The following is a 20,686-nucleotide window of genomic DNA, read 5'->3' on the forward strand; positions in this document are numbered from 1 at the left end:
AGGCTGCGATCTTTTTTTGAAAGCAAGATCAAAAGATCGCAGCCTCGTTGCACTCGACAGCTCCTACAGGGGATCGCAGCTCAGCGCGAGGCGGTGATTAGTTGATCGAACTCTTTGAGCAAAGCCTGCAGCTGCCGATCCTTGCCCTGGACATTGCGCTGGGCGAAGACCATTTCAGCCATCTCCTGAATCCCCGATGCATTCGGCAAGGGCAGATCCTGCTCCAGGATTGCTTTCATGCGCGGCAGGAAGATCCATTGCAGCCACTGCTCGAAGTCCAGCGTATCAACTGAAAACGGCTCGACGCTGGACAGCGCTTCAGCGGATGGCGCGACCTCGTCCCACCACCCTTGCACCCGCAATTCGCGTTCGATCAGCAGCAGTTGATCGGCAATCTTCGGAAACCGTACATCCATCACGAAGTAACCTTGGCTTTCTGGCGAGCCAAAGCGGCGCCCGCCGAATCACCCTGCTTCTCGCGCGCTTGGGCAATCAGCTCCCAAAGGCTGGCCTGCAGTGCCGGACGCCCGTTGGCGAAGGTCAGGCCACGGCGAGCAAATTGCTCGGCCTGCGGCGCATCACCTTGGGCCATGCGCACCTGCGCCAGGCGATAGAGCACTTGCGGCTCACGCGGGGCGACACGCTGGGCGCGCTCGAGGCTGGAAGAAGCGCCATTGAGATCGCCGCCGGCCTGTTGCTGCTGAGCGGTGGTTAATAATGCCAGCACCGGCCCGTCCAGTTGCTCGTCGGCGGACAAGCCACCGGAAGTGGCCGACGGAATCCCGCTCGGTGTCGAGGGCATGCTGTAGCTGCCTTGATTGACCGGTGCGGACTGAACCGGCGACGTATCGATCGGCCCGGGCGTAATCGGGCCCGGGGTTATTGGTCCCGGAGTAATCGGAGTCGTGCTGATCGGTGCCGACGTCACCGCACCACCACCCGGCACCATCACGACAACACCAGTATCGCCTTGTGGAATCTCCTGGGCCTGGGGTTGCACAGGACGCTTTACCGTCGTCTGACGGTAGCCGCCGTTCGCCGATACGCGCTCGCTATTGGAGACCTTGGTGCCGGAGTCCACCACCGGAATCGAGCCGCGCTGTACCGAAGAACAACCGCTGAGCAAAGCCACGGCGGTAATCGCTGGAATCAACCACTTGTTCACTTGAAACCCTCTTTGCTTAATTCATCCAGCCCTTGACCCAATCCATCACCGTTTCACCGTTGATCGGGCTTTCGCCACCACAAGCGGGACCGGGAGGCGGTTCGCTGCCGCGAATATACGGCATCTGCACGGCGCCGGGGCAACCGGCGTCGGAGCCTTGGCCGGTTCGCGAATCGACCCAGGCCTGAACGATATTATCCGGCTGCGGCATGTCCAGCGGCAACGGGTCGGCCTTGCGCATGAAGCTGGTCCAGACCTGCAACGCACCGGTGGCACCCGTGAACGGTGTCTTGCCGTTGTCGTCGCGTCCCAACCAGACCACCGCCAGCAAGTCCTGACTGAAACCTGCGAACCAACTGTCTCGCGAGTCGTTACTGGTGCCGGTCTTGCCGGCCAGGGTCAAGGTCTTTGGCAACACGTTGTAGACCGAGCTGCCGGTACCTTCACGCATCACGCGCTGCATGGCGCTCTGGATCAGGTAGATCGACGCGGGGTCGAAACGCTGCTGGATCTGGAACGGATAACGCTTGAGCGGCTCGCCTTCCGCCGTCAGGACGCTACGGATCCCGCGCATCGGCGTATTGAAACCGCCATTGGCGAGCGTCTGGTACATGGTCGCCACTTCGATCGGGGTCATACCGCCAGCGCCCAGCAACATCGACGGGAAGGCCGGAAACTCGCGACTGACACCCAGGCGCCCAAGAGTCTTGAGGACATTCGGCACACCCACGGCCAGGCCCAGGCGTGCGGTCGACAAGTTGTAGGAGTGCGCCAGCCCTTGGTAAAGGAAGACCGTGCCGTGGGAACGGCGATCATAGTTCTGCGGTTTCCAGACCTGGCCGTCGGCGCCCTTGACCGAGAAGTAGTCGTCCGACAGCCAACTGGTCAATGTGTACTGGCTCGGTTTTTCCAGCGCCGTCAGGTAAACCGCCGGCTTGATCAACGAGCCGATCGGCCGCACCGCGTCCAGCGCCCGGTTGAAACCGGCAAAGCTGGCCTGGCGACTGCCGATCATGGCCTGCACCTCGCCGGTTTCCGGATTGGTCACCACCATCGCCGCCTCGACCTCATCCGAGCCCTTGCGACCGGACAGGCGCTTGAACGTGTCGTTGACCGACGCTTCGGCCTTCATCTGCAGGATCGGATCGAAGCTGGTGAAGATCCGCAGCCCCTCCTCGGTCAAGTCTTCGTCGCGGTAGTCTTCACGCAGCTGGCGCTTGACCAGGTCAAGGAAGCCAGGGAACGAGCTGTCCGCCAGACTGCCGCGCTTGGTCACGCCCAACGGCATTTTTTTCGCCGCTTCGACTTGCTCCGCCGTGGCGACACCCTGCTCCTGCAGCACATCGAGCACCAGGTTACGCCGCTCAAGTGCACGCTCCGGATACCGGCGCGGGTTGTAGGAGGACGGCCCCTTGACCATGCCGACCAGCAAGGCCACCTGATGCAGCTTGAGCTCGGCCAGAGGCTGACTGAAGAAGAACTGGCTGGCCAGGCCGAAACCGTGCACCGCGCGTTGACCGTCCTGACCGATAAACACTTCGTTGAGGTAAGCCTCAAGGATCTCACGCTTGTCGTAGTGCAGTTCCAACAGCAACGCCATCATGGCTTCGGTCAGTTTGCGGGTCAGGCTGCGCTCGTTGGTCAGGTAGAAGTTCTTGACCAGCTGCTGGGTCAGGGTACTTCCCCCCTGACGCATGCGACCCGACGAGCCGTTGACCCAGATCGCCCGGGCAATCGACTTCGGCGAGACACCAAAGTGGTGATAGAAGTCACGGTCCTCGACCGCGACCAGGGTCTCGAGCAAATACGGCGGCACCTGATCGATCTTGATCAGGATCCGGTCTTCGAGGTTTTTCGGGTACAGGCCACCGATCAGCAGCGGTTCCAGACGCACCACCGACAGTTTCGAACCCTTGGCCGCCGACAGCTCGGCCACGTAGTCGCCCGAGAAGCGCACACGCACCGGTTGCGCTTGCTCCATGCCTTCATAGAACTGGAAGCCACGGGTATTCAGATCGACGGTATTGCCGTTGACGGAAGCCGCGCCCGGACCGTTGGCCACGCTTTCACGGCGATAACCCAAGGCATCGAGCTCGGTGAGAAAATCGTCCCTGCTCAACTTTTGTCCGACGAACAGCTCGAGCGGACGTGCGTAGACCTTGGCCGGAATCATCCAGCGCTTACCGGAGAACTTCTCCTGCACGATGGCATCGAGGTAAACGGCGAACCCGGCCAGCACCACAAGGCCGACCAGGCTGAGTTTAAGGGCCCAGCCAAGCCAGGGCCGCAGGCCTCTGGAGGGGGGATTCTTTGGGGTACGGGGGGATCGAGTACGAGTCATGGCGGCGGATTATACGCACTTTATTCATAGTCAACAGGAGGCCCGCGAGTTTGCGTTAGGCTGGCTAGACGCCATAATGACGACCTGAATTTTTTCCGACTCTTAAGGATCGCCTGTGAGCCAGTCCCTGATCGCCGCCCTGCAAAACCCGGCCCTCTACCCGCATCCTGTAGATGGATTCAAGGTCATCGAGACCCACATTTCCTGGGTCGTGCTTACCGGCCCCTTTGCTTATAAAGTGAAGAAGCCGATGAACTTCGGCTTCCTCGACTTCACCACCCTCGAGGCTCGGAAGCACTTCTGCGCAGAAGAGCTGCGCCTGAACCAGCGCCTGACCCAGGATCTTTATCTCGAAGTGTTACCGATCACCGGTAGCGCCGAAGCACCGCAACTGGGCGGCGAGGGTCCAGCCATCGAGTACGCGCTGAAAATGCGCCAGTTTGACCAGGACGGATTGCTCAGCACTCTGCAAGCCAATGGCGAACTGACGCCGGCGCACATCGACCAGATGGCCGAACAGATCGCCCGCTTCCATCTGGACGCACCGCGAGTGCCGGCAGAACACGAAGCCGGGACCGCAGACAGCGTCATGGCCCCTGTACGACAGAACTTCGAGCAGATTCGCCCCTTCCTCAGCGACAAGGCCGATCTGCTGCAACTGGACGCCCTGCTGGCCTGGGCTGAAAGCAGCTTCGAACGTCTCAAGCCACTGTTTGCCCAACGCAAGGCAGAGGGCTTCATTCGCGAATGCCACGGCGACATCCATTTGGGCAACGCTACCGTGATCGACGGCCGCGTGGTGATCTTCGACTGCATCGAGTTCAACGAACCGTTCCGCTTCACCGACGTGTACGCCGACACCGCCTTCCTGGCGATGGACCTGGAAGACCGCGGCCTGAAGTGCCTGGCACGTCGATTCATCAGCCAATACCTGGAGCTGACCGGCGATTACCAGGGTCTGGAACTGCTGAACTTCTATAAAGCCTACCGAGCATTGGTGCGCGCCAAGGTCACCTTGTTCAGCATGCCGGCCGAGGCCACTGCGGTGCAGCGCGCCACGGCACTGCGCCAATACCGCAACTACGCCAACCTGGCGGAAAGCTACAGCACCATCCCGTCCCCCTTCATGGCCATCACCCACGGCGTTTCCGCCGTTGGCAAAAGCCACGTGGCCATGCGCCTGGTCGAAGCACTGGGGGCGATTCGCCTGCGCTCCGATGTCGAACGCAAACGCCTGTTCGGCGAGCAAACCGTCGCCAATGACCTGCAAGCCGGCATTTATAGTGCCGATGCCAGTGTCGCGACCTACCAGCGCTTGCATGAAATTGCCGGGCTGATCCTGCACGCCGGGTTCCCGGTGGTGGTCGATGCCACCTACCTCAAGCATGAACAGCGCGACAAGGCGGCGAAAGTGGCCGAAGCGACCGGCGCGCCTTTCCTGATCCTTGACTGCAATGCACCACAAGCGGTGATCGAGAGTTGGCTGGCCCTGCGCCAGGCAGACAAAAAGGATCCGTCCGACGCCACCCTGGCCGTAATCGAAGCCCAGCAAGCCAGTCGTGAAGCATTGACGCCCGCAGAAATCCTCTGCAGCAAACGCGTGCAGACCAACGAAAGCGGAACCCTCGACACAGTCGTAGAACAGATTCGCCAGCGCCTGCCCGGCCTGTAAGGAGCATTTGAGCCGTGAAGCCTGATCCGGCTTCACGGCCTTCAAACAGTGGCACTATACTGGCGTCATAAATCCAACAGGTGACGTGACATGAGCCAGCCGAAACTGCTCGACTCCCCGCTGTATGCCTTGCTGCATAAAGACGACATCACCGGTTTTAACAAAGAGCGCCCCAAACAGGGGCCTATCGACATGATCGGTGGTGATTTCCGCGGCCTCGACCTGCGCGAACTCAACGCCGAGGGCATCGACTTCACCGACGCCTATTTTCGCTCCGCCGATCTGCGCGGCATCGATTTTCGCAATGCTTCGCTCGAAGGTGCGAGCCTGGCCCACGCACAGATTTCCGGCGCCTATTTTCCAGTGGAGCTGAGCGCGGACGAAATCCTGATGTCGATGAACTTCGGTACGCGCCTGCGTTATCGCACCCGCTGACCGCCAGTCTGAATTGACAAGTCCAGCGCCCCGACATTGCGCTGAATTTTGGGCAGTATTGCCTGAAAATTTGGCAAATTGATCGCTTTTCTCACCTTTTCCTTGCTTTTGGCAGCATCACAGCCAGCTGCCTCTTAGAAGCTTTTGCGTCAAAAACGAGCAAACAATCACGCTTTTCCTACTGATGGCTACACTCCTCAGAAGCTTGCCCATGCACCATTCGGCCATCGCAAGGAGGCTTGATGAATGATGAACTGCAACACCTGAAGAATCTTGGCAAGACGTCGGCGCAATGGCTGCATGCCGTGGGCATCCACAGCGCCTCGGACTTGCGTCGCCTGGGGGCGGTGGATGCTTATCGAGCCGTGCGCACGCGCGGGTTCCGGGCGTCCAAGGTGTTGTTGTACGCGATCGAAGGCGCCTTGATGGACGTGCACTGGAATGACATCCCCGCCGAACGCAAGGAAGCCTTGAACAAACAACTCGAAGCCATCTCGTCACGCCACAAGAATTGAACGAGTACCGCTCGCCATGTACTTACTTGGGGAACAACCGGCCTACGCCGAAACACTGATCACTCGCCTGCAGAACATTCCCGCCCGGCTGTTGCAGGGTTTGACACCGAGTGGGCCCGCCGTCGAATTTTCCGCCATCGACGACCTGGCCGCCGTTTTGCCCGCCGATCAACTGTTCATGCTGGATGACGGCCGGCTACATGGATGCATCGACGATCGCGCACTGTTCTACCTGCAGCATGGCGATCTGATCGGCCTGCGCCAGGACGCGGGATTGCCGCGCTGTCGCTTGTGCAGCAAGACGCCCCTGGCGCTGACACCCTACCTTCGATCGCAGGTGTTCCAGCACATCTATGCCGACCCGACCCGCTCGGAGCTGTTCCTGCAGTACATGGCGGGCCAGACCGCCCTGCTGTCCGATGCCGTGGCGCGCCTCAAGCAACCGGAGTTTCGCGCCACCAACGGCTTCCAGCGAGTTGCCAGCGGCGAAATCCTGATCCATCAGGGCGATGAGGCGGACCATGTGTTCGTGATCATCGACGGCCATGCCGAAGCGTTTGTCGATGGGGTGAAGGTGGGCGACGTGCCCAAGGATGAGATTTTCGGCGCCATGGCCGTGTTTACCGGGGAGAAACGCAACGCAACGGTCATCACCAGTGAACCCTGCACCCTCATGCGCATTCCCAAGGATCAGTTCTTGAGCCTTACCCAGAGCAATCCGAAGATTGCTAACAGCCTGATAGAGAGCATGGCCCGGCGTATCGACCTGCTGAATAAACAGGTTACACAGTTGAGTGCACTGAAAACGACAGGCAGAGCTCAGTGAATACAAGGACTTGGAACCATCGTGCGACAGGAATCAGGTAAATGGAAATCACCTGTTGACTTGGTAATGAGAATCGATATGATTATCACAACTGGTCGCGAGACTGGTCAGATATTCTGAAAAGCCCTTGGTTCGGACTCTCAGATTATCTCCTCATCAGGCTAATCACGGTTATTTGACCCGGCTCTTGCCGGGTCTTTTTTTGCCCGCGGGAAAGTCGCGCAACGCTGCAGCCAGTATCCTGAGCATCTGAAACGGGTTTGCATTGGGCAACTCAGCTATTTGGTCAGTGCTTGCGACCTGAGGATCAGCATGAAATTTCTGTGTACCGGCATTGAACTGGCCGACGCCAGCAGCCGCGGTTTCAACCTCGACGGCCAGAAGTTGTTCGCCGTACGCCGGGGTGGCCAGGTCTACGTCTACATCAATCGCTGCCCGCACCGTGGCGTCGGACTCGAATGGACCCCTGACCAATTCCTCGACCCCAGTAACAGCCTGATCCAGTGCGCCACCCATGGCGCCCTGTTCCTGATCGAGGACGGCGAATGTGTCGCCGGCCCTTGCGCAGGACAATCGCTGACCCGTGTCGATTGTCGCGAAGACGCACAAGGCATCTGGGTCAGCCTCTAACCGCCGAGCAATACTTCAAGACGCCGGTCCACCACCATCTCCTCATGGGTCAGGCGAACACCGTAGGCCAACACTTCAACCCCGCACGCCACGGCCTCACGCAAGGCCTGTGCGTAGGCTGAATCGATTTCTTGCGCCGGACGCACCGCTTCGATGCCGCTGAGATTGACGCAATACAATTGCACCGCACGAATCCCGTCCCGAGCCAGATGGGCCAACTCCCGCAAATGCTTGGCCCCGCGCTGGGTCACCGCATCGGGGAACGCCGCCACAGCCGTGCCTTCATAGCCCAGGGTGACACTTTTTACTTCCACGTACGCGTGCCCGCTCGGGTACTCGAGGCGGAAATCGATGCGACTGCTTTCCTGACCGTAAGCGACTTCGCGCTTGAGCTCGGTGAAGCCGTTCAACTCGGTGATCACCCCCGCTCGCAACGCCTCTTCGATCAAGCCATTGGCCCGCCCGGTATTCACGCAGAACAAGCGCCCTTGCGGGGTTTCGCCGACTTCCCAGGTGCCGGGCAACTTGCGCTTGGGGTCATTGGAGCGACTGAACCAGACCTGCCCGCCTTCGACCTGACAATTGAGCATCGAGCCCGTGTTAGGGCAATGAATAGTCAGCAACTCACCATCGACGGTTTCGATATCGGCGAGAAAACGCTTGTAGCGGCGAATCAGCCGACCTTCTTCGAGTGGGGGATGAAAACGCATCAGCCTTGCCAGCTCCGCAAGCCACGCCCGATACGCTCCACCGCTTCCTGCAAGCGCTCAAGGTTTTGGGTGTAGGCAAACCGCACATGATGCCCGGCCTGATACCGGCCGAAGTCCAGCCCGGGCGTAATCGCGACATGCTCGGTTTCGAGGAAATGACGGCAGAACGCGAAGGCATCGCCGCCGAACTTGCTGATATCGGCATACAGGTAGAACGCGCCTTCCGGCTCGACGGCGATACCGAAACCAAGCGCTCTCAAGGCAGGCAGCAGGTAGTCGCGACGACGACCAAATTCGGCGCGACGCTCTTCCAAGATCGCGATGGTCGCCGGTTCAAAACAGGCCAACGCCGCGTGCTGGGCCATGCTAGGCGCGCTGATATAGAGGTTTTGCGCGAGCTTTTCCAGCTCACTCACCGCCGCATCCGGCGCTACCAGCCAGCCAAGACGCCAGCCGGTCATGCCGAAATATTTAGAAAAACTATTCAGCACAAAGGCGCTGTCGTCGACTTCCAGCACGCTGGCCGCATCGGTGCCGTAGGTCAGGCCGTGGTAAATCTCGTCCACCACCAGGTGACCGTGGCGCTGTTTGATGGCCTGGGACAGTTGCGCCAGCTCGTCGCGAGTGAGGATCGTACCGGTCGGGTTGGCCGGTGAGGCCACCAGTGCGCCCACACTGTCCTGGTCCCAATGCCGCTCAATCAGATCCGGCGTCAGTTGATAACGCACGTCCGGCCCCACCGGGACTAGCTGCGCGGCGCCTTCCACCAGGCGCAGGAAGTGCCGGTTGCACGGGTAACCCGGGTCGGCGAGCAGCCAGTGCTTGCCCGGATCGACCAACAAGGCACTGGCCAGCAGCAACGCACCGGAACCGCCGGGCGTGATGAGGATGCGTCGCGGGTCGATGTTCAAGCCATGACGCTGCTGATAAAAGCCCGCAATAGCCTCGCGCAGCTCGGGGATTCCGCGCGCGGCGGTGTAACGCGTCTTGCCCCCCTCCAGTGCCGCCTGTCCGGCGCGGATGATCGGCTCGGCGGTTGTGAAATCCGGTTCGCCGATTTCCAGGTGGATCACATCGTGACCTGCAGCCTGCAACTCATTGGCCCGCGCGAGCAACGCCATGACATGGAAAGGTTCGATTGCGCGACTGCGGGCACTGTAGGACTGAGCCATTGGCCTTCCTTCAACAGGGAAAAGAACCAATTCTACCCAAGCGCAGGAACGAGCGAGAACCTAAAGCGGTCAGAGGCCTTATGACCCAGGCACAAACGAACTGAGCGAGTGCCCGGGGTTTGACTAAAATCATTAATTGAGCAGGGTTCCAGAGCCACCAGGCAACGCTTTGCCATCATTTGAAAGCGCCGCAGGCCGCGGCCTCGACATCCGGGAGTAGCGCGGTCTGATTTGATCTGGTAAGTTCGCCCGCTTGCAGCCGCAGGGCCGGCAGGTGCCGGTGATGGAGCAATCCTGCGCAGATGGATTACAAGAGTAGAGGCGGTCTATTTCATGTCCACCCAAGCAAAGCAACAAGCGAATCAGGCGATCAGCGGCTTCGAGCCCTATGTTCAGAAAGCTGGCGAAGAGTACATGGGCGAGCCCATGCGCAAACACTTCACCAAGGTTCTGAATCAGTGGAAAAAAGAGCTGATGGAAGGTGTCGACAAGACTGTGGACCACATGAAGGACGAAGCGGCCAACTTCCCTGACCCGGCAGACCGTGCCAGCCAGGAAGAAGAGTTCGCTCTCGAGCTTCGAGCCCGCGATCGTGAGCGCAAGTTGATCAAGAAGATCGACAAGACGCTTCAGTTGATCGAAGACGAAGAGTACGGCTGGTGTGAGTCCTGCGGCATCGAGATCGGCGTCAAGCGTCTTGAAGCACGCCCTACCGCTGACCTGTGCATCGACTGCAAGACACTGGCGGAAATCAAGGAAAAGCAAGTCGGCAAGTAATATCGACTTGAGTAAAGAACGGAGCGTGCGAACGCTCCGTTTTTGTTTCTGACGTATGCTTCGACAGGAAACCTGTGGGAGCGAGCCTGCTCGCGAAGGGGCTTCCAGGCCCAATATTGATGCAGGCTGACACTCAGCTTTCGCGAGCAGGCTCGCTCCCACATGGGACTTGCGCACGACCGGACAACGTAACATTGCATTCATGACCGCCATCACCTCCCCCACCTACATCGGCCGCTTCGCCCCCACGCCCAGTGGTCACCTGCACTTCGGCTCGCTGGTTGCTGCATTGGCCTCGTACCTCGACGCGCGCTCGGTGGGTGGGCGCTGGTTGATGCGCATGGAGGATCTCGACCCGCCCCGCGAAGAGCCCGGCGCTCAGGCCGCAATCCTCAAGGCACTGGAGAGCTATGGTTTCGAGTGGGATGGCCAGATGGTGCGCCAGAGCGACCGTCACGGTGCCTATGCCCAAGTGCTCGATCGCCTGTTCAGCCAGGGCCTGGCCTACGCCTGTACCTGCTCGCGCAAACAACTGGAGCCGTACCACGGCATCTATCCGGGGTTGTGCCGCAATGCCGGACACGGCACCGAAGATGCCGCCATTCGCATTCGCGTCCCCGAACTTGATTACCACTTCATTGATCGGGTGCAAGGCGAGTTTCACCAGCATCTGGGCCGGGATGTCGGTGATTTCGTGATTCGCCGGCGCGACGGGCTCTATGCTTATCAACTGGCGGTGGTGCTGGACGATGCCTGGCAAGGCATCACCGACATCGTGCGCGGTGCCGACCTGCTCGATTCCACGCCGCGCCAGCTCTACCTGCAGGAGCTTCTCGGCCTGCGCCAGCCGCGCTACTTGCACATCCCGCTGATCACCCAGCCCGATGGCAACAAACTCGGCAAGTCCTACCGTTCGCCGCCGCTCACCGCAGATCAGGCTACGCCGTTGTTGTTGCGAGCCTTGCGCGCCCTGGGACAAAACCCCGGTGCCGAACTGGCCTACGCCACGCCACGGGAAGTGCTGGATTGGGGCATTGCCCACTGGGATGCCCGGTTGATCCCGCGCACACTGAGCCTGCCCGAGGCGCAGCTACAGTGATCGTGCTTGCAGTGGCGCGCCCATCCGTTACCATCGCCGCACGTTTTCGGGCACGGGCATAAAAAAGAGAGGCCGGGATGTACATCTATCGCTTGGTCCTGCTCCTGGTAGTGGGGATTTATCTGTTTTCCCCGGCCATCATGGATTGGTGGATCGACGCCACTGGCGCCTGGTATCGCCCTTATCTGCTCTGGCTGATCCTGATCGTCGTGACCTTCATCCTGCAGAGCCAAAAAGATGCCGATGAGCTTTAGCCTGACCCAGATGATCCTGATCAGCGCCGCGTACCTGGCGGTGCTGTTCGGCGTAGCCTGGGTCAGCGAACGGGGCATGATCCCGCGGGCGATCATTCGCCACCCGCTGACGTACACCTTGTCCCTGGGGGTCTACGCCAGTGCCTGGGCATTTTATGGCACCGTGGGCCTGGCCTATCAGTATGGCTACGGCTTCCTGTCCAGCTACCTGGGTGTTTCCGGCGCGTTTCTGCTGGCGCCGGTGCTGCTGTATCCAATCCTGAAGATCACCCGAACCTATCAGCTGTCATCCCTGGCCGATCTGTTCGCGTTCCGCTTTCGCAGCACCTGGGCCGGCGCGCTGACCACGATTTTCATGCTGGTCGGGGTATTGCCCCTGCTGGCGCTGCAGATCCAGGCAGTCGCCGACTCCATCGGCATCCTCACCCGCGAGCCGGTACAGCATCGCGTGGCGCTGAGTTTCTGCGCACTGATCACGCTGTTCACGATTTTCTTCGGCTCCCGGCACATCGCCACCCGGGAAAAACATGAAGGCCTGGTGTTCGCGATCGCCTTCGAGTCGGTGATCAAGCTGATCGCCCTCGGCGGCGTCGGCCTCTATGCGCTGTATGGCGTTTTCGACGGCCCGCAACAACTGGAGTTGTGGCTGCTGCAAAACCAGACCGCCCTGGCCGCGCTGCACACGCCACTGCAGGAAGGCCCTTGGCGCACGCTGTTGCTGGTGTTCTTCGCTTCGGCGATCGTCATGCCGCACATGTACCACATGACCTTCACCGAAAACCTCAATCCGCGCTCGCTGGTCAGCGCGAGCTGGGGCTTGCCGCTGTTCCTGCTGCTGATGAGCCTGGCAGTGCCGCTGATTCTCTGGGCCGGCCTGAAACTCGGCGCCACCACCAACCCGGAATATTTCACCCTGGGCATCGGCATCGCGGCCAACAGCAAGGCCCTGGCACTGCTGGCCTATGTCGGCGGCCTGTCTGCGGCCAGCGGCCTGATCATCGTCACCACCCTGGCCCTGTCGGGCATGGCCTTGAACCACCTGGTGCTGCCGCTGTACCAGCCACCGGCTGAAGGCAACATCTACCGTTGGTTGAAGTGGACCCGTCGCGCCCTGATCGTCGCCATCATCATGGCCGGCTACGGTTTCTACCTGCTGCTGGGTGCGGAGCAGGACCTGGCCAACCTCGGCATCGTCGCCTTCGTGGCCACGCTGCAGTTCCTGCCGGGCGTGCTGTCGGTCCTGTATTGGCCGACCGCCAACCGTCGCGGCTTCATCGCCGGGCTGCTGGCGGGGATCCTGGTGTGGCTGGTGACCATGTTGCTACCGCTGGTCGGCAACCTGCAGGGCTTCTACATACCGTTGTTGAACATGATCTACGTGCTCGACGACACCAGTTGGCACATGGCTGCGATCGCCTCCCTGGCCGCCAACGTACTGATGTTCACCCTGATTTCGCTGTTCACCAATGCCAGCACTGAAGAGGCCAGCGCCGCCGAAGCCTGTGCCGTGGACAACGTGCGCCGCCCGCAACGCCGGGAGCTGCACGCCGCCTCGCCCCAGGAATTCGCCACTCAGCTGGCCAAACCGCTGGGAGCCAAGGCTGCGCAGAAGGAAGTCGAACAAGCCCTGCGCGATCTCTACCTGCCCTTCGACGAGCGTCGACCGTACGCCTTGCGCCGCTTGCGCGACCGGATCGAAGCCAATTTGTCCGGCCTGATGGGGCCAAGCGTGGCCCAGGACATGGTCGAGACGTTCCTGCCCTACAAGGCCGGCGGCGAAAACTATGTCACCGAGGACATCCACTTCATCGAAAGCCGCCTCGAGGATTACCATTCGCGCCTGACCGGCCTGGCCGCCGAACTCGATGCCCTGCGCCGCTATCACCGCCAGACCCTGCAGGAATTGCCGATGGGCGTCTGCTCGCTGGCCAAGGATCAGGAAATCCTCATGTGGAACAAAGCCATGGAGGAGTTGACCGGCATCGCCGCGCAGCGCGTGGTCGGTTCGCGCCTGAGCACCATTGCCGATCCATGGAAAGAATTGCTGCAAGGCTTCATCAATGTCCCGGATGAGCATTTGCACAAACAGCACCTGGCCCTTGACGGCCAGACCCGCTGGCTGAACCTGCACAAAGCGGCGATCGACGAACCCCTCGCACCGGGCAACAGTGGCCTGGTGCTGCTGGTGGAAGACCTGACCGAAACCCAGATGCTCGAAGACAAACTGGTGCACTCCGAGCGCCTGGCCAGCATCGGTCGCCTGGCCGCGGGCGTGGCCCACGAAATCGGCAACCCGATCACCGGTATCGCCTGCCTGGCGCAGAACCTGCGCGAAGAGCGCGAGGAAGACGGCGAACTCAAGGAAATCAGCGGGCAGATCCTCGAACAGACCAAGCGCGTCTCGCGCATCGTCCAGTCGCTGATGAGCTTTGCCCATGCCGGCAGCCACCAGCACAGCGACGAGCCCGTCTGTCTGGCGGAAGTGGCCCAGGACGCCATCGGCCTGCTGGCCCTGAACCGGCGCAATTTCGAAGTGCAGTTCTATAACCTGTGCGATCCCGACCACTGGGTCGAAGGCGATCCGCAGCGGCTCGCCCAGGTATTGATCAACCTGCTCTCAAACGCCCGCGACGCCTCGCCTCCCGGCAGCGCGGTGCGGGTCAAGAGCGAAGCCGGCGAACACACGGTCGACTTGATCGTGGAGGACGAAGGCAGCGGCATTCCATCGAGCATCATGGATCGATTGTTCGAACCCTTCTTCACCACCAAGGACCCGGGTGAAGGTACCGGCCTGGGCCTTGCACTGGTCTATTCCATCGTTGAAGAGCATTATGGACAAATCACCATCGACAGCCCGGCTGATGTTCAGAGCCAACGCGGCACCCGTATCCGGGTGACCTTACCGCGTCATGTCGAAGCGACGTCCGCTGTGAACTGAGACCGTCGAGAGTATCGAATCAATGCCGCACATTTTGATCGTCGAAGACGAAACCATTATCCGCTCCGCCTTGCGCCGCCTGCTGGAACGTAACCAGTACCAGGTCAGCGAAGCCGGTTCAGTGCAGGAAGCACAAGAACGCTTCACCATTAACACGTTCGACCTGATCGTCAGTGACCTGCGCCTGCCGGGCGCGCCGGGTACCGAGTTGATCAAGCTTGGCCAGGGCACTCCGGTGCTGATCATGACCAGCTATGCCAGCCTGCGCTCGGCGGTGGATTCGATGAAAATGGGCGCGGTGGATTACATCGCCAAGCCTTTCGACCACGACGAAATGCTCCAGGCCGTCGCGCGCATCCTGCGTGACCGGCAAACGGCGCAAGCCAGCGGCGAACCGGTCGTTGGCAAAGTCGCCAACGCTGCCGCCAAAGCCGGTAGCGACAACAGTAACGGTGAAATCGGCATCATCGGCTCGTGCCCACCGATGCAGGACCTGTATGGCAAGATCCGCAAAGTCGCGCCGACGGACTCCAATGTGCTGATCCAGGGCGAGTCCGGCACTGGTAAAGAACTGGTGGCGCGCGCCCTGCACAACCTTTCCAGGCGGGCCAAGGCGCCGATGATTTCGGTGAACTGCGCAGCCATTCCGGAAAGCCTGATCGAGTCCGAACTGTTCGGCCACGAGAAAGGCGCATTCACTGGCGCCAGCGCTGGACGTGCCGGCCTTGTGGAAGCGGCGGACGGAGGCACCTTGTTCCTCGATGAAATCGGTGAGCTGCCACTGGAAGCCCAGGCGCGCCTGCTGCGCGTGCTGCAGGAAGGTGAAATTCGCCGAGTGGGTTCGGTCCAGTCGCAGAAAGTCGATGTGCGCCTGATTGCTGCAACCCACCGCGATCTCAAGAGCCTGGCGAAGATCGGCCAGTTCCGTGAAGACTTGTATTACCGGCTTCACGTGATTGCCCTGAAACTGCCAGCCCTGCGCGAGCGTGGCGCGGACGTCAATGAAATCGCCAATGCGTTCCTGGCGCGCCAAAGCGCACGAATCAACCGGACAGACCTGAAGTTCGCCCCGGACGCCGAGCAAGCCATTCGTCATTACTCGTGGCCAGGCAACGTTCGCGAGCTGGAAAACGCGGTCGAGCGCGCCGTCATCCTGTGCGAGAGCCCGGAAATTTCCGCCGAGCTGCTGGGCATCGACATCGAACTGGGCGACCTGGAAGACGACGAGTTCATCGGCCTGCCTCCGCAACAAGGTGGCAGCAACGCCGGCAACAATAACCATGAGCCGACCGAAGACCTGTCCCTGGAAGACTACTTCCAGCACTTCGTGCTCGAGCATCAGGATCACATGACCGAAACCGAACTGGCGCGCAAACTGGGGGTCAGTCGCAAGTGCCTGTGGGAACGCCGTCAGCGCCTGGGCATCCCGCGGCGAAAGACTGGGGTACCAAGCGAGAGCTGAACGCCGCCTGTCTCATGTGCGGGTAACACATGATTTTGTGAAAAAACTGTTACCTCAGGTTTTTCACGTAACAGAACCGGGGCTTACGGTAACGAAGCCCCGGTTTTTTTTGGCCCTTGTTGACCCCCTCGACGCACCTAACCCCTTGTTTTACTGGGGTTCGCAAAAGTTGGCACGCACCCTGCTATATGTTTGGTACAAGAACAATAACAAGCAACGAACAACACAATAAAAATAAGACGAATCGACTCACGCACAATAAAAACAAGACGGCGAGAGGCGCAGCTAACTGATTCTTTTGGAGAGGCGTTGTATTTGGGGCTTGCCCCACGACCAGGCCGAGAACAACAAAAAACTGTCTTAAGACAGAGCCTGAACTGGTTGGATCGCAAGATCACTGCAGCACAGCGACCAAAGCAATCCGTTTGCTCTTGGCTCCCGATTGGGAGGGTCATGAAGGAAAGCTTCATGACAAGGGCACTCAACAAAAACAAGAAGCCCGAAACCAATAACAAAAATAGAGCATGCAACTACTTCTTGGGGAGCTTCGGCTCCCCTTGTGGTTTCTGCGATTTGGAAACCTGCCTACACCTCAAATCTGCTGTGTCCTACACCATCCCCCGACTAAATGCTAGAATCCCCGCCCATCATGCGGTCATTCTTCGTTTTGGCCGAACATTCCTTCAAACAGTGCATCCCATGCTGAAGAAGCTGTTCCAGTCATTCCGTACTCCCCTGCGTCGTACGCAACACATTCGCAGCACGCCTGAAGTGCTCAACAGCGGTCAACATTCGCTGCAAAAGGCGCAATTCAGCCGTTACGCGGTGAACATCGTCGAACGCCTACAGGGCGCCGGGTACCAGGCCTATCTGGTCGGCGGCTGTGTGCGAGACATGCTGCTCGGCATCACGCCGAAAGACTTTGACGTCGCCACCAGTGCCACACCCGAACAGGTACGGGCAGAATTCCGTAATGCACGGATCATCGGCCGCCGGTTCAAACTGGTACACATCCACTTTGGCCGCGAAATCATCGAAGTCGCGACCTTCCGCGCCAATCACCCGCAAAACGACGAAGAGGAAGACACCAATCAATCTTCGCGCAACGAAAGCGGGCGCATCCTGCGCGATAACGTCTACGGGACCCTGGAAGAAGACGCCCAACGTCGCGACTTCACCATCAACGCCCTGTATTACGACCCGGTCAGCGAACGCATTCTCGATTACGCCAACGGCGTACACGACATTCGCAACCAACTGATCCGCTTGATTGGCGACCCCAAGCAGCGCTACCAGGAAGATCCGGTGCGGATGCTGCGGGCCGTGCGTTTTGCCGCCAAGCTGAATTTCGGCATCGAAAAACACAGCGCCACGCCTATCCGCGAGCTGGCCCCCATGCTGCGCGAGATCCCGTCAGCCCGCTTGTTCGAAGAAGTGCTCAAGCTGTTCCTGTCCGGTCACGCCGCTGACACTTTTGAAATGCTGGTCGACCTGCAATTGTTCGATCCACTGTTCCCGGCGAGCGCCGAGGCACTGGAATACAACCCGACCTATACCCATACCCTGATCAGCGAAGCCCTGATCAACACCGACCTGCGTATCAAGCAGAACAAACCGGTGACCCCGGCGTTCCTGTTTGCCGCCCTGCTCTGGCCTGCCCTGCCGGCGCGCGTATTGCGCCTGCAGGACCGTGGCATGCCGCCAATTCCGGCGATGCAGGAAGCGGCTCACGAACTGATTGCCGAGCAGTGCCAGCGCATCGCGATCCCGAAACGCTTCACCATGCCGATCCGCGAGATCTGGGACATGCAGGAGCGCCTGCCACGGCGCAGCGGCAAACGTGCCGACCTGCTGCTGGACAATCCGCGATTCCGCGCCGGCTACGACTTCCTGCTACTACGCGAAAGCGCGGGCGAGCAGACCGATGGCCTGGGCGAATGGTGGACGGACTACCAGGACGCCAACGACAGTGAGCGGCGCGACATGATTCGCGACCTCAGTGGCAAGGACGACGGCACCGGCGGCCCACGCAAACGTCGTCGCAGCGGCGGCGCCAAGCGCAAGCGTTCAGCAGACGCTTCGAGCACCACGGGCGAGTAATCCATGGAACGCATCTACATCGGCATGGGCAGCAACCTCGTTGACCCCGCCGAACAGCTGCGCAGCGCCACCCTGGCGCTGGCACAGTTGCCGCAATCGGAACTGGTCGGGGTTTCAGCCTTCTATCAAAGCGATTCGTTGCTCCCTGGCCAACCGCGCTACACCAACGCGGTTGCCGCTCTCGACAGCACTCTGGCACCGCTTGAGCTGCTGGACGCCTTGCAATCCATTGAAAACGACCAAGGCCGCGAGCGCCTTGAGCGCTGGGGGCCGCGCACCCTGGATCTCGACATCCTGCTGTTCGGTGACCGCCTGATTGACGAGCCTCGCCTCAAAGTCCCGCATTACCATATGCACGAGCGGGCCTTTGTGCTCTATCCATTGGCAGAATTGGCCCCTGTGGATCTGCGCCTGGCTGATGGCCGCAGCCTGGCAGAATTGCTCAATGCGTGCCCGTTCGTCGGCCTGGAACGCCTGGCTACAAATTGACACAAACCCCCTGTGGGAGCGGGCTTGCTCGCGAATGCGGTGTGTCAGTCGAGATCAATTTTGTATGACACACCGTATTCGCGAGCAAGCCCGCTCCCACATTGATTTGCGTCGAACAAAAGGTCCAAGGCTGCTGAAACGCATCAGTCCCATCGGTAACACCCTCCTCGTAACAATGCGGTAACACACGCAATTGACTTCCCACGTTCTCCTCACGACTATAGGCGTCCCGCTGCCGCCATCACGGCATCAAGGGCGCAATCCAGGCCTTAAAAGCACGACAGAAGACCGTGCGCCTGTATTTAACGAAGAATCACGCGCGTTACTCGCAGTAGTTTCCACAGCGCCTGAATGAGGAACTTTTCATGCCAGCCATCACCCTGACCACTCTGCAAGGTCTCAAGCACAAAGGTGAAAAAATCACCATGCTGACCTGCTATGACGCAACCTTCGCCCACGCCTGCAACCAGGCCGGTGTCGAAGTGCTGCTGGTGGGCGACTCCCTCGGCATGGTTCTGCAAGGTCATGACAGCACCCTGCCAGTGACCACCGCCGAAATGGCTTACCACGTGGCGGCCGTCAAACGCGGTAACACCGACGCCTTGATCCTTGCCGACTTGCCCTTCATGGCCTACGCCACCACGGAACAGACCATGACCAACAGCGCCCTGCTGATGCAGTCCGGCGCTCACATGATCAAGGTCGAAGGCGCATTGTGGTTGGCGGACTCGATCCGCCTGCTGGCGGAACGAGGCGTTCCGGTCTGTGCCCACATGGGCCTGACCCCGCAATCGGTGAACATCCTCGGTGGCTACAAGGTCCAGGGTCGCAATGAAAACCAGGCGCGGCAGATGCGTGCCGATGCCATTGCCCTGGAGCAGGCCGGCGCGGCGATGTTGCTGCTCGAATGCGTGCCCAGCGAACTGGCCGCAGAAATCACCCAGGCCGTGAACATTCCGGTCATCGGGATTGGCGCCGGCCACCACACCGACGGCCAGGTACTCGTGCTGCATGACATGCTGGGCCTGTCCATTACCGGTCGCGTCCCCAAGTTCGTGAAAAACTTCATGACCGGCCAAACCAGTATTCAGGCCGCCTTGAGCGCCTATGTCAGCGAAGTCAAGGCGTCGACTTTCCCTGGCACCGAACATGGATTCTCTGCATGAACACCGTCAAAACCGTCCGCGAACTACGGGCCGCCGTGGCCCGTGCCCGCGGTGAAGGCAAGCGCATCGGCTTCGTGCCAACCATGGGCAACCTGCACAGCGGTCATGTCGCACTGATCACCAAGGCCACCCAACGGGTGGATTTCGTGGTTGCGAGCATTTTCGTCAACCCGTTGCAGTTCGGTGCCGGCGAAGACCTCGACAAATACCCGCGCACCCTCGCCGCCGATCAGGAAAAACTCCTTGAAGCGGGCTGCGACCTGCTGTTCGCGCCAACCGTTGAAGAGATGTACCCCGACGGCATGGCCGGACAGACCCGCGTCAGCGTCCCGCAACTTTCCGAAGGCCTGTGCGGCGCCAGCCGTCCAGGGCATTTCGAAGGTGTGGCAACGGTGGTCAGCAAGCTGTTCAACATGGTCCAGCCGGACCTGGCGATCTTCGGCCAGAAAGACTTCCAGCAACTGGCGGTCATTCGCGCGCTGGTGCATGACCTGAACATGCCGATCCAGATCATCGGCGAGCCGACGGTACGGGCGGCCGATGGCCTGGCACTGTCATCGCGCAATGGCTTCCTCACCGAAGACCAGCGCGCCGTGGCACCGGTGGTGTATCGCACGCTGAGCGAGATCGCCGAAGCGATCAGGCAGGGTGAGCGTGATTACCCGGCCCTGATCCGCACCAAGCTGCAACAACTCGAAGCGGCGGGCCTGCGCCCCGACTACCTGGAAATTCGTCATGGTATGAGCCTGCGCCCGGCAACCCCGGAAGATCGCGACCTGGTCATCCTGGTGGCGGCGTTCCTGGGGACGACGCGCTTGATTGACAATTTGCACCTGAACCTCGACACCCCCGCCTGAATTCCCCCCCACAACGCCCCCACGACTGCGCCGGTATAAAAAAGTACCGGTCGCAGGTCCGACAAAGCCAAGACAGAT

19 protein-coding genes are annotated in these 20,686 nt (G+C 60.3%); 14 read left to right on the forward strand and 5 right to left on the reverse strand.

Annotation, left to right across the window (positions count from 1 at the left end; all coding sequences use genetic code 11):
- Window positions 1-80: 80 nt before the first annotated feature.
- Genes HGP31_RS26625 through mrcB form a run of 3 tightly spaced genes read right to left on the reverse strand, consistent with a single transcriptional unit; the run spans window position 81 to window position 3,506 of the window.
- Complete coding sequence (locus tag HGP31_RS26625; RefSeq protein WP_020798580.1) at window positions 81-416, reverse strand: YqcC family protein; 336 nt, start codon at window positions 414-416, stop codon at window positions 81-83.
- Window positions 416-1,165, reverse strand: coding sequence for a tetratricopeptide repeat protein (locus tag HGP31_RS26630; RefSeq protein WP_020798581.1), 750 nt, complete (start codon window positions 1,163-1,165; stop codon window positions 416-418). Before HGP31_RS26630 ends, HGP31_RS26625 begins: the two co-directional genes overlap by 1 nt.
- Window positions 1,166-1,181: 16 nt before the next feature.
- Complete coding sequence (gene mrcB, locus HGP31_RS26635; protein WP_033044039.1) at window positions 1,182-3,506, reverse strand: penicillin-binding protein 1B; 2,325 nt, start codon at window positions 3,504-3,506, stop codon at window positions 1,182-1,184.
- A 115-nt stretch (window positions 3,507-3,621) separates the two neighbouring features.
- Here mrcB and HGP31_RS26640 point away from each other — a divergent pair, with 115 nt between their 5' ends.
- The 5 genes from HGP31_RS26640 to HGP31_RS26660 all read left to right on the forward strand — a co-directional run bounded on the left by HGP31_RS26640 (window position 3,622) and on the right by HGP31_RS26660 (window position 7,584).
- Window positions 3,622-5,178 carry a bifunctional aminoglycoside phosphotransferase/ATP-binding protein gene (locus HGP31_RS26640; RefSeq protein ID WP_033044038.1) on the forward strand — a complete coding sequence of 519 codons (1,557 nt, stop codon included), beginning with the start codon at window positions 3,622-3,624 and terminating at the stop codon, window positions 5,176-5,178.
- Between the two features lie 90 nt (window positions 5,179-5,268).
- A complete protein-coding gene (locus HGP31_RS26645) occupies window positions 5,269-5,613 on the forward strand; it encodes a pentapeptide repeat-containing protein (RefSeq protein ID WP_020798584.1) in 345 nt (114 codons plus the stop codon).
- Window positions 5,614-5,855: 242 nt separating this feature from the next.
- Window positions 5,856-6,128, forward strand: coding sequence for a TfoX/Sxy family protein (locus tag HGP31_RS26650; protein WP_007971093.1), 273 nt, complete (start codon window positions 5,856-5,858; stop codon window positions 6,126-6,128).
- A gap of 16 nt (window positions 6,129-6,144) precedes the next feature.
- Window positions 6,145-6,954, forward strand: coding sequence for a Crp/Fnr family transcriptional regulator (locus HGP31_RS26655; protein ID WP_020798585.1), 810 nt, complete (start codon window positions 6,145-6,147; stop codon window positions 6,952-6,954).
- A gap of 312 nt (window positions 6,955-7,266) precedes the next feature.
- Window positions 7,267-7,584: a Rieske (2Fe-2S) protein gene (locus HGP31_RS26660; protein WP_020798586.1), complete on the forward strand. Its 318-nt coding sequence runs from the start codon at window positions 7,267-7,269 to the stop codon at window positions 7,582-7,584.
- Here the strand turns inward: HGP31_RS26660 and sfsA are convergent.
- Together sfsA and HGP31_RS26670 are read right to left on the reverse strand one after the other, a co-directional pair.
- The gene (gene sfsA / locus HGP31_RS26665; protein ID WP_020798587.1) at window positions 7,581-8,294 is read right to left on the reverse strand and encodes a DNA/RNA nuclease SfsA; all 714 of its coding nucleotides are present in this window, start codon (window positions 8,292-8,294) and stop codon (window positions 7,581-7,583) included. The genes HGP31_RS26660 and sfsA overlap by 4 nt on opposite strands.
- Window positions 8,294-9,466, reverse strand: coding sequence for a pyridoxal phosphate-dependent aminotransferase (locus HGP31_RS26670; RefSeq protein WP_020798588.1), 1,173 nt, complete (start codon window positions 9,464-9,466; stop codon window positions 8,294-8,296). The genes sfsA and HGP31_RS26670 overlap by 1 nt, the downstream gene beginning before the upstream one ends.
- 333 nt (window positions 9,467-9,799) lie before the next feature.
- Here HGP31_RS26670 and dksA point away from each other — a divergent pair, with 333 nt between their 5' ends.
- The 9 genes from dksA to panC all read left to right on the forward strand — a co-directional run bounded on the left by dksA (window position 9,800) and on the right by panC (window position 20,608).
- On the forward strand, window positions 9,800-10,243 hold the full coding sequence (gene dksA, locus HGP31_RS26675) for an RNA polymerase-binding protein DksA (RefSeq protein WP_008058386.1): 444 nt from the start codon (window positions 9,800-9,802) through the stop codon (window positions 10,241-10,243).
- Between the two features lie 202 nt (window positions 10,244-10,445).
- A complete protein-coding gene (gene gluQRS / locus HGP31_RS26680) occupies window positions 10,446-11,342 on the forward strand; it encodes a tRNA glutamyl-Q(34) synthetase GluQRS (protein ID WP_168758954.1) in 897 nt (298 codons plus the stop codon).
- Between the two features lie 77 nt (window positions 11,343-11,419).
- Window positions 11,420-11,596 (forward strand): hypothetical protein, encoded by a 177-nt coding sequence (locus HGP31_RS26685; RefSeq protein ID WP_003176118.1) that lies wholly within the window; start codon window positions 11,420-11,422, stop codon window positions 11,594-11,596.
- Entirely contained in the window at window positions 11,580-14,534 is a 2,955-nt protein-coding gene (locus tag HGP31_RS26690) for a sensor histidine kinase (RefSeq protein ID WP_162276369.1), read from the forward strand. The genes HGP31_RS26685 and HGP31_RS26690 overlap by 17 nt, the downstream gene beginning before the upstream one ends.
- 22 nt (window positions 14,535-14,556) lie before the next feature.
- Complete coding sequence (locus tag HGP31_RS26695) at window positions 14,557-15,996, forward strand: sigma-54-dependent transcriptional regulator (RefSeq protein ID WP_020798591.1); 1,440 nt, start codon at window positions 14,557-14,559, stop codon at window positions 15,994-15,996.
- Between the two features lie 699 nt (window positions 15,997-16,695).
- Entirely contained in the window at window positions 16,696-18,096 is a 1,401-nt protein-coding gene (locus HGP31_RS26700; RefSeq protein ID WP_020798592.1) for a polynucleotide adenylyltransferase PcnB, read from the forward strand.
- A gap of 3 nt (window positions 18,097-18,099) precedes the next feature.
- Window positions 18,100-18,585 carry a 2-amino-4-hydroxy-6-hydroxymethyldihydropteridine diphosphokinase gene (folK, locus tag HGP31_RS26705; RefSeq protein ID WP_020798593.1) on the forward strand — a complete coding sequence of 162 codons (486 nt, stop codon included), beginning with the start codon at window positions 18,100-18,102 and terminating at the stop codon, window positions 18,583-18,585.
- Between the two features lie 365 nt (window positions 18,586-18,950).
- The gene (panB, locus tag HGP31_RS26710) at window positions 18,951-19,751 is read left to right on the forward strand and encodes a 3-methyl-2-oxobutanoate hydroxymethyltransferase (protein ID WP_020798594.1); all 801 of its coding nucleotides are present in this window, start codon (window positions 18,951-18,953) and stop codon (window positions 19,749-19,751) included.
- Window positions 19,748-20,608: a pantoate--beta-alanine ligase gene (gene panC / locus HGP31_RS26715; RefSeq protein WP_020798595.1), complete on the forward strand. Its 861-nt coding sequence runs from the start codon at window positions 19,748-19,750 to the stop codon at window positions 20,606-20,608. Before panB ends, panC begins: the two co-directional genes overlap by 4 nt.
- Window positions 20,609-20,686: the final 78 nt, after the last annotated feature.

Source organism: Pseudomonas umsongensis, from assembly GCF_012647205.1.
GTDB classification, from domain to species: Bacteria; Pseudomonadota; Gammaproteobacteria; order Pseudomonadales; family Pseudomonadaceae; genus Aquipseudomonas; species Aquipseudomonas umsongensis.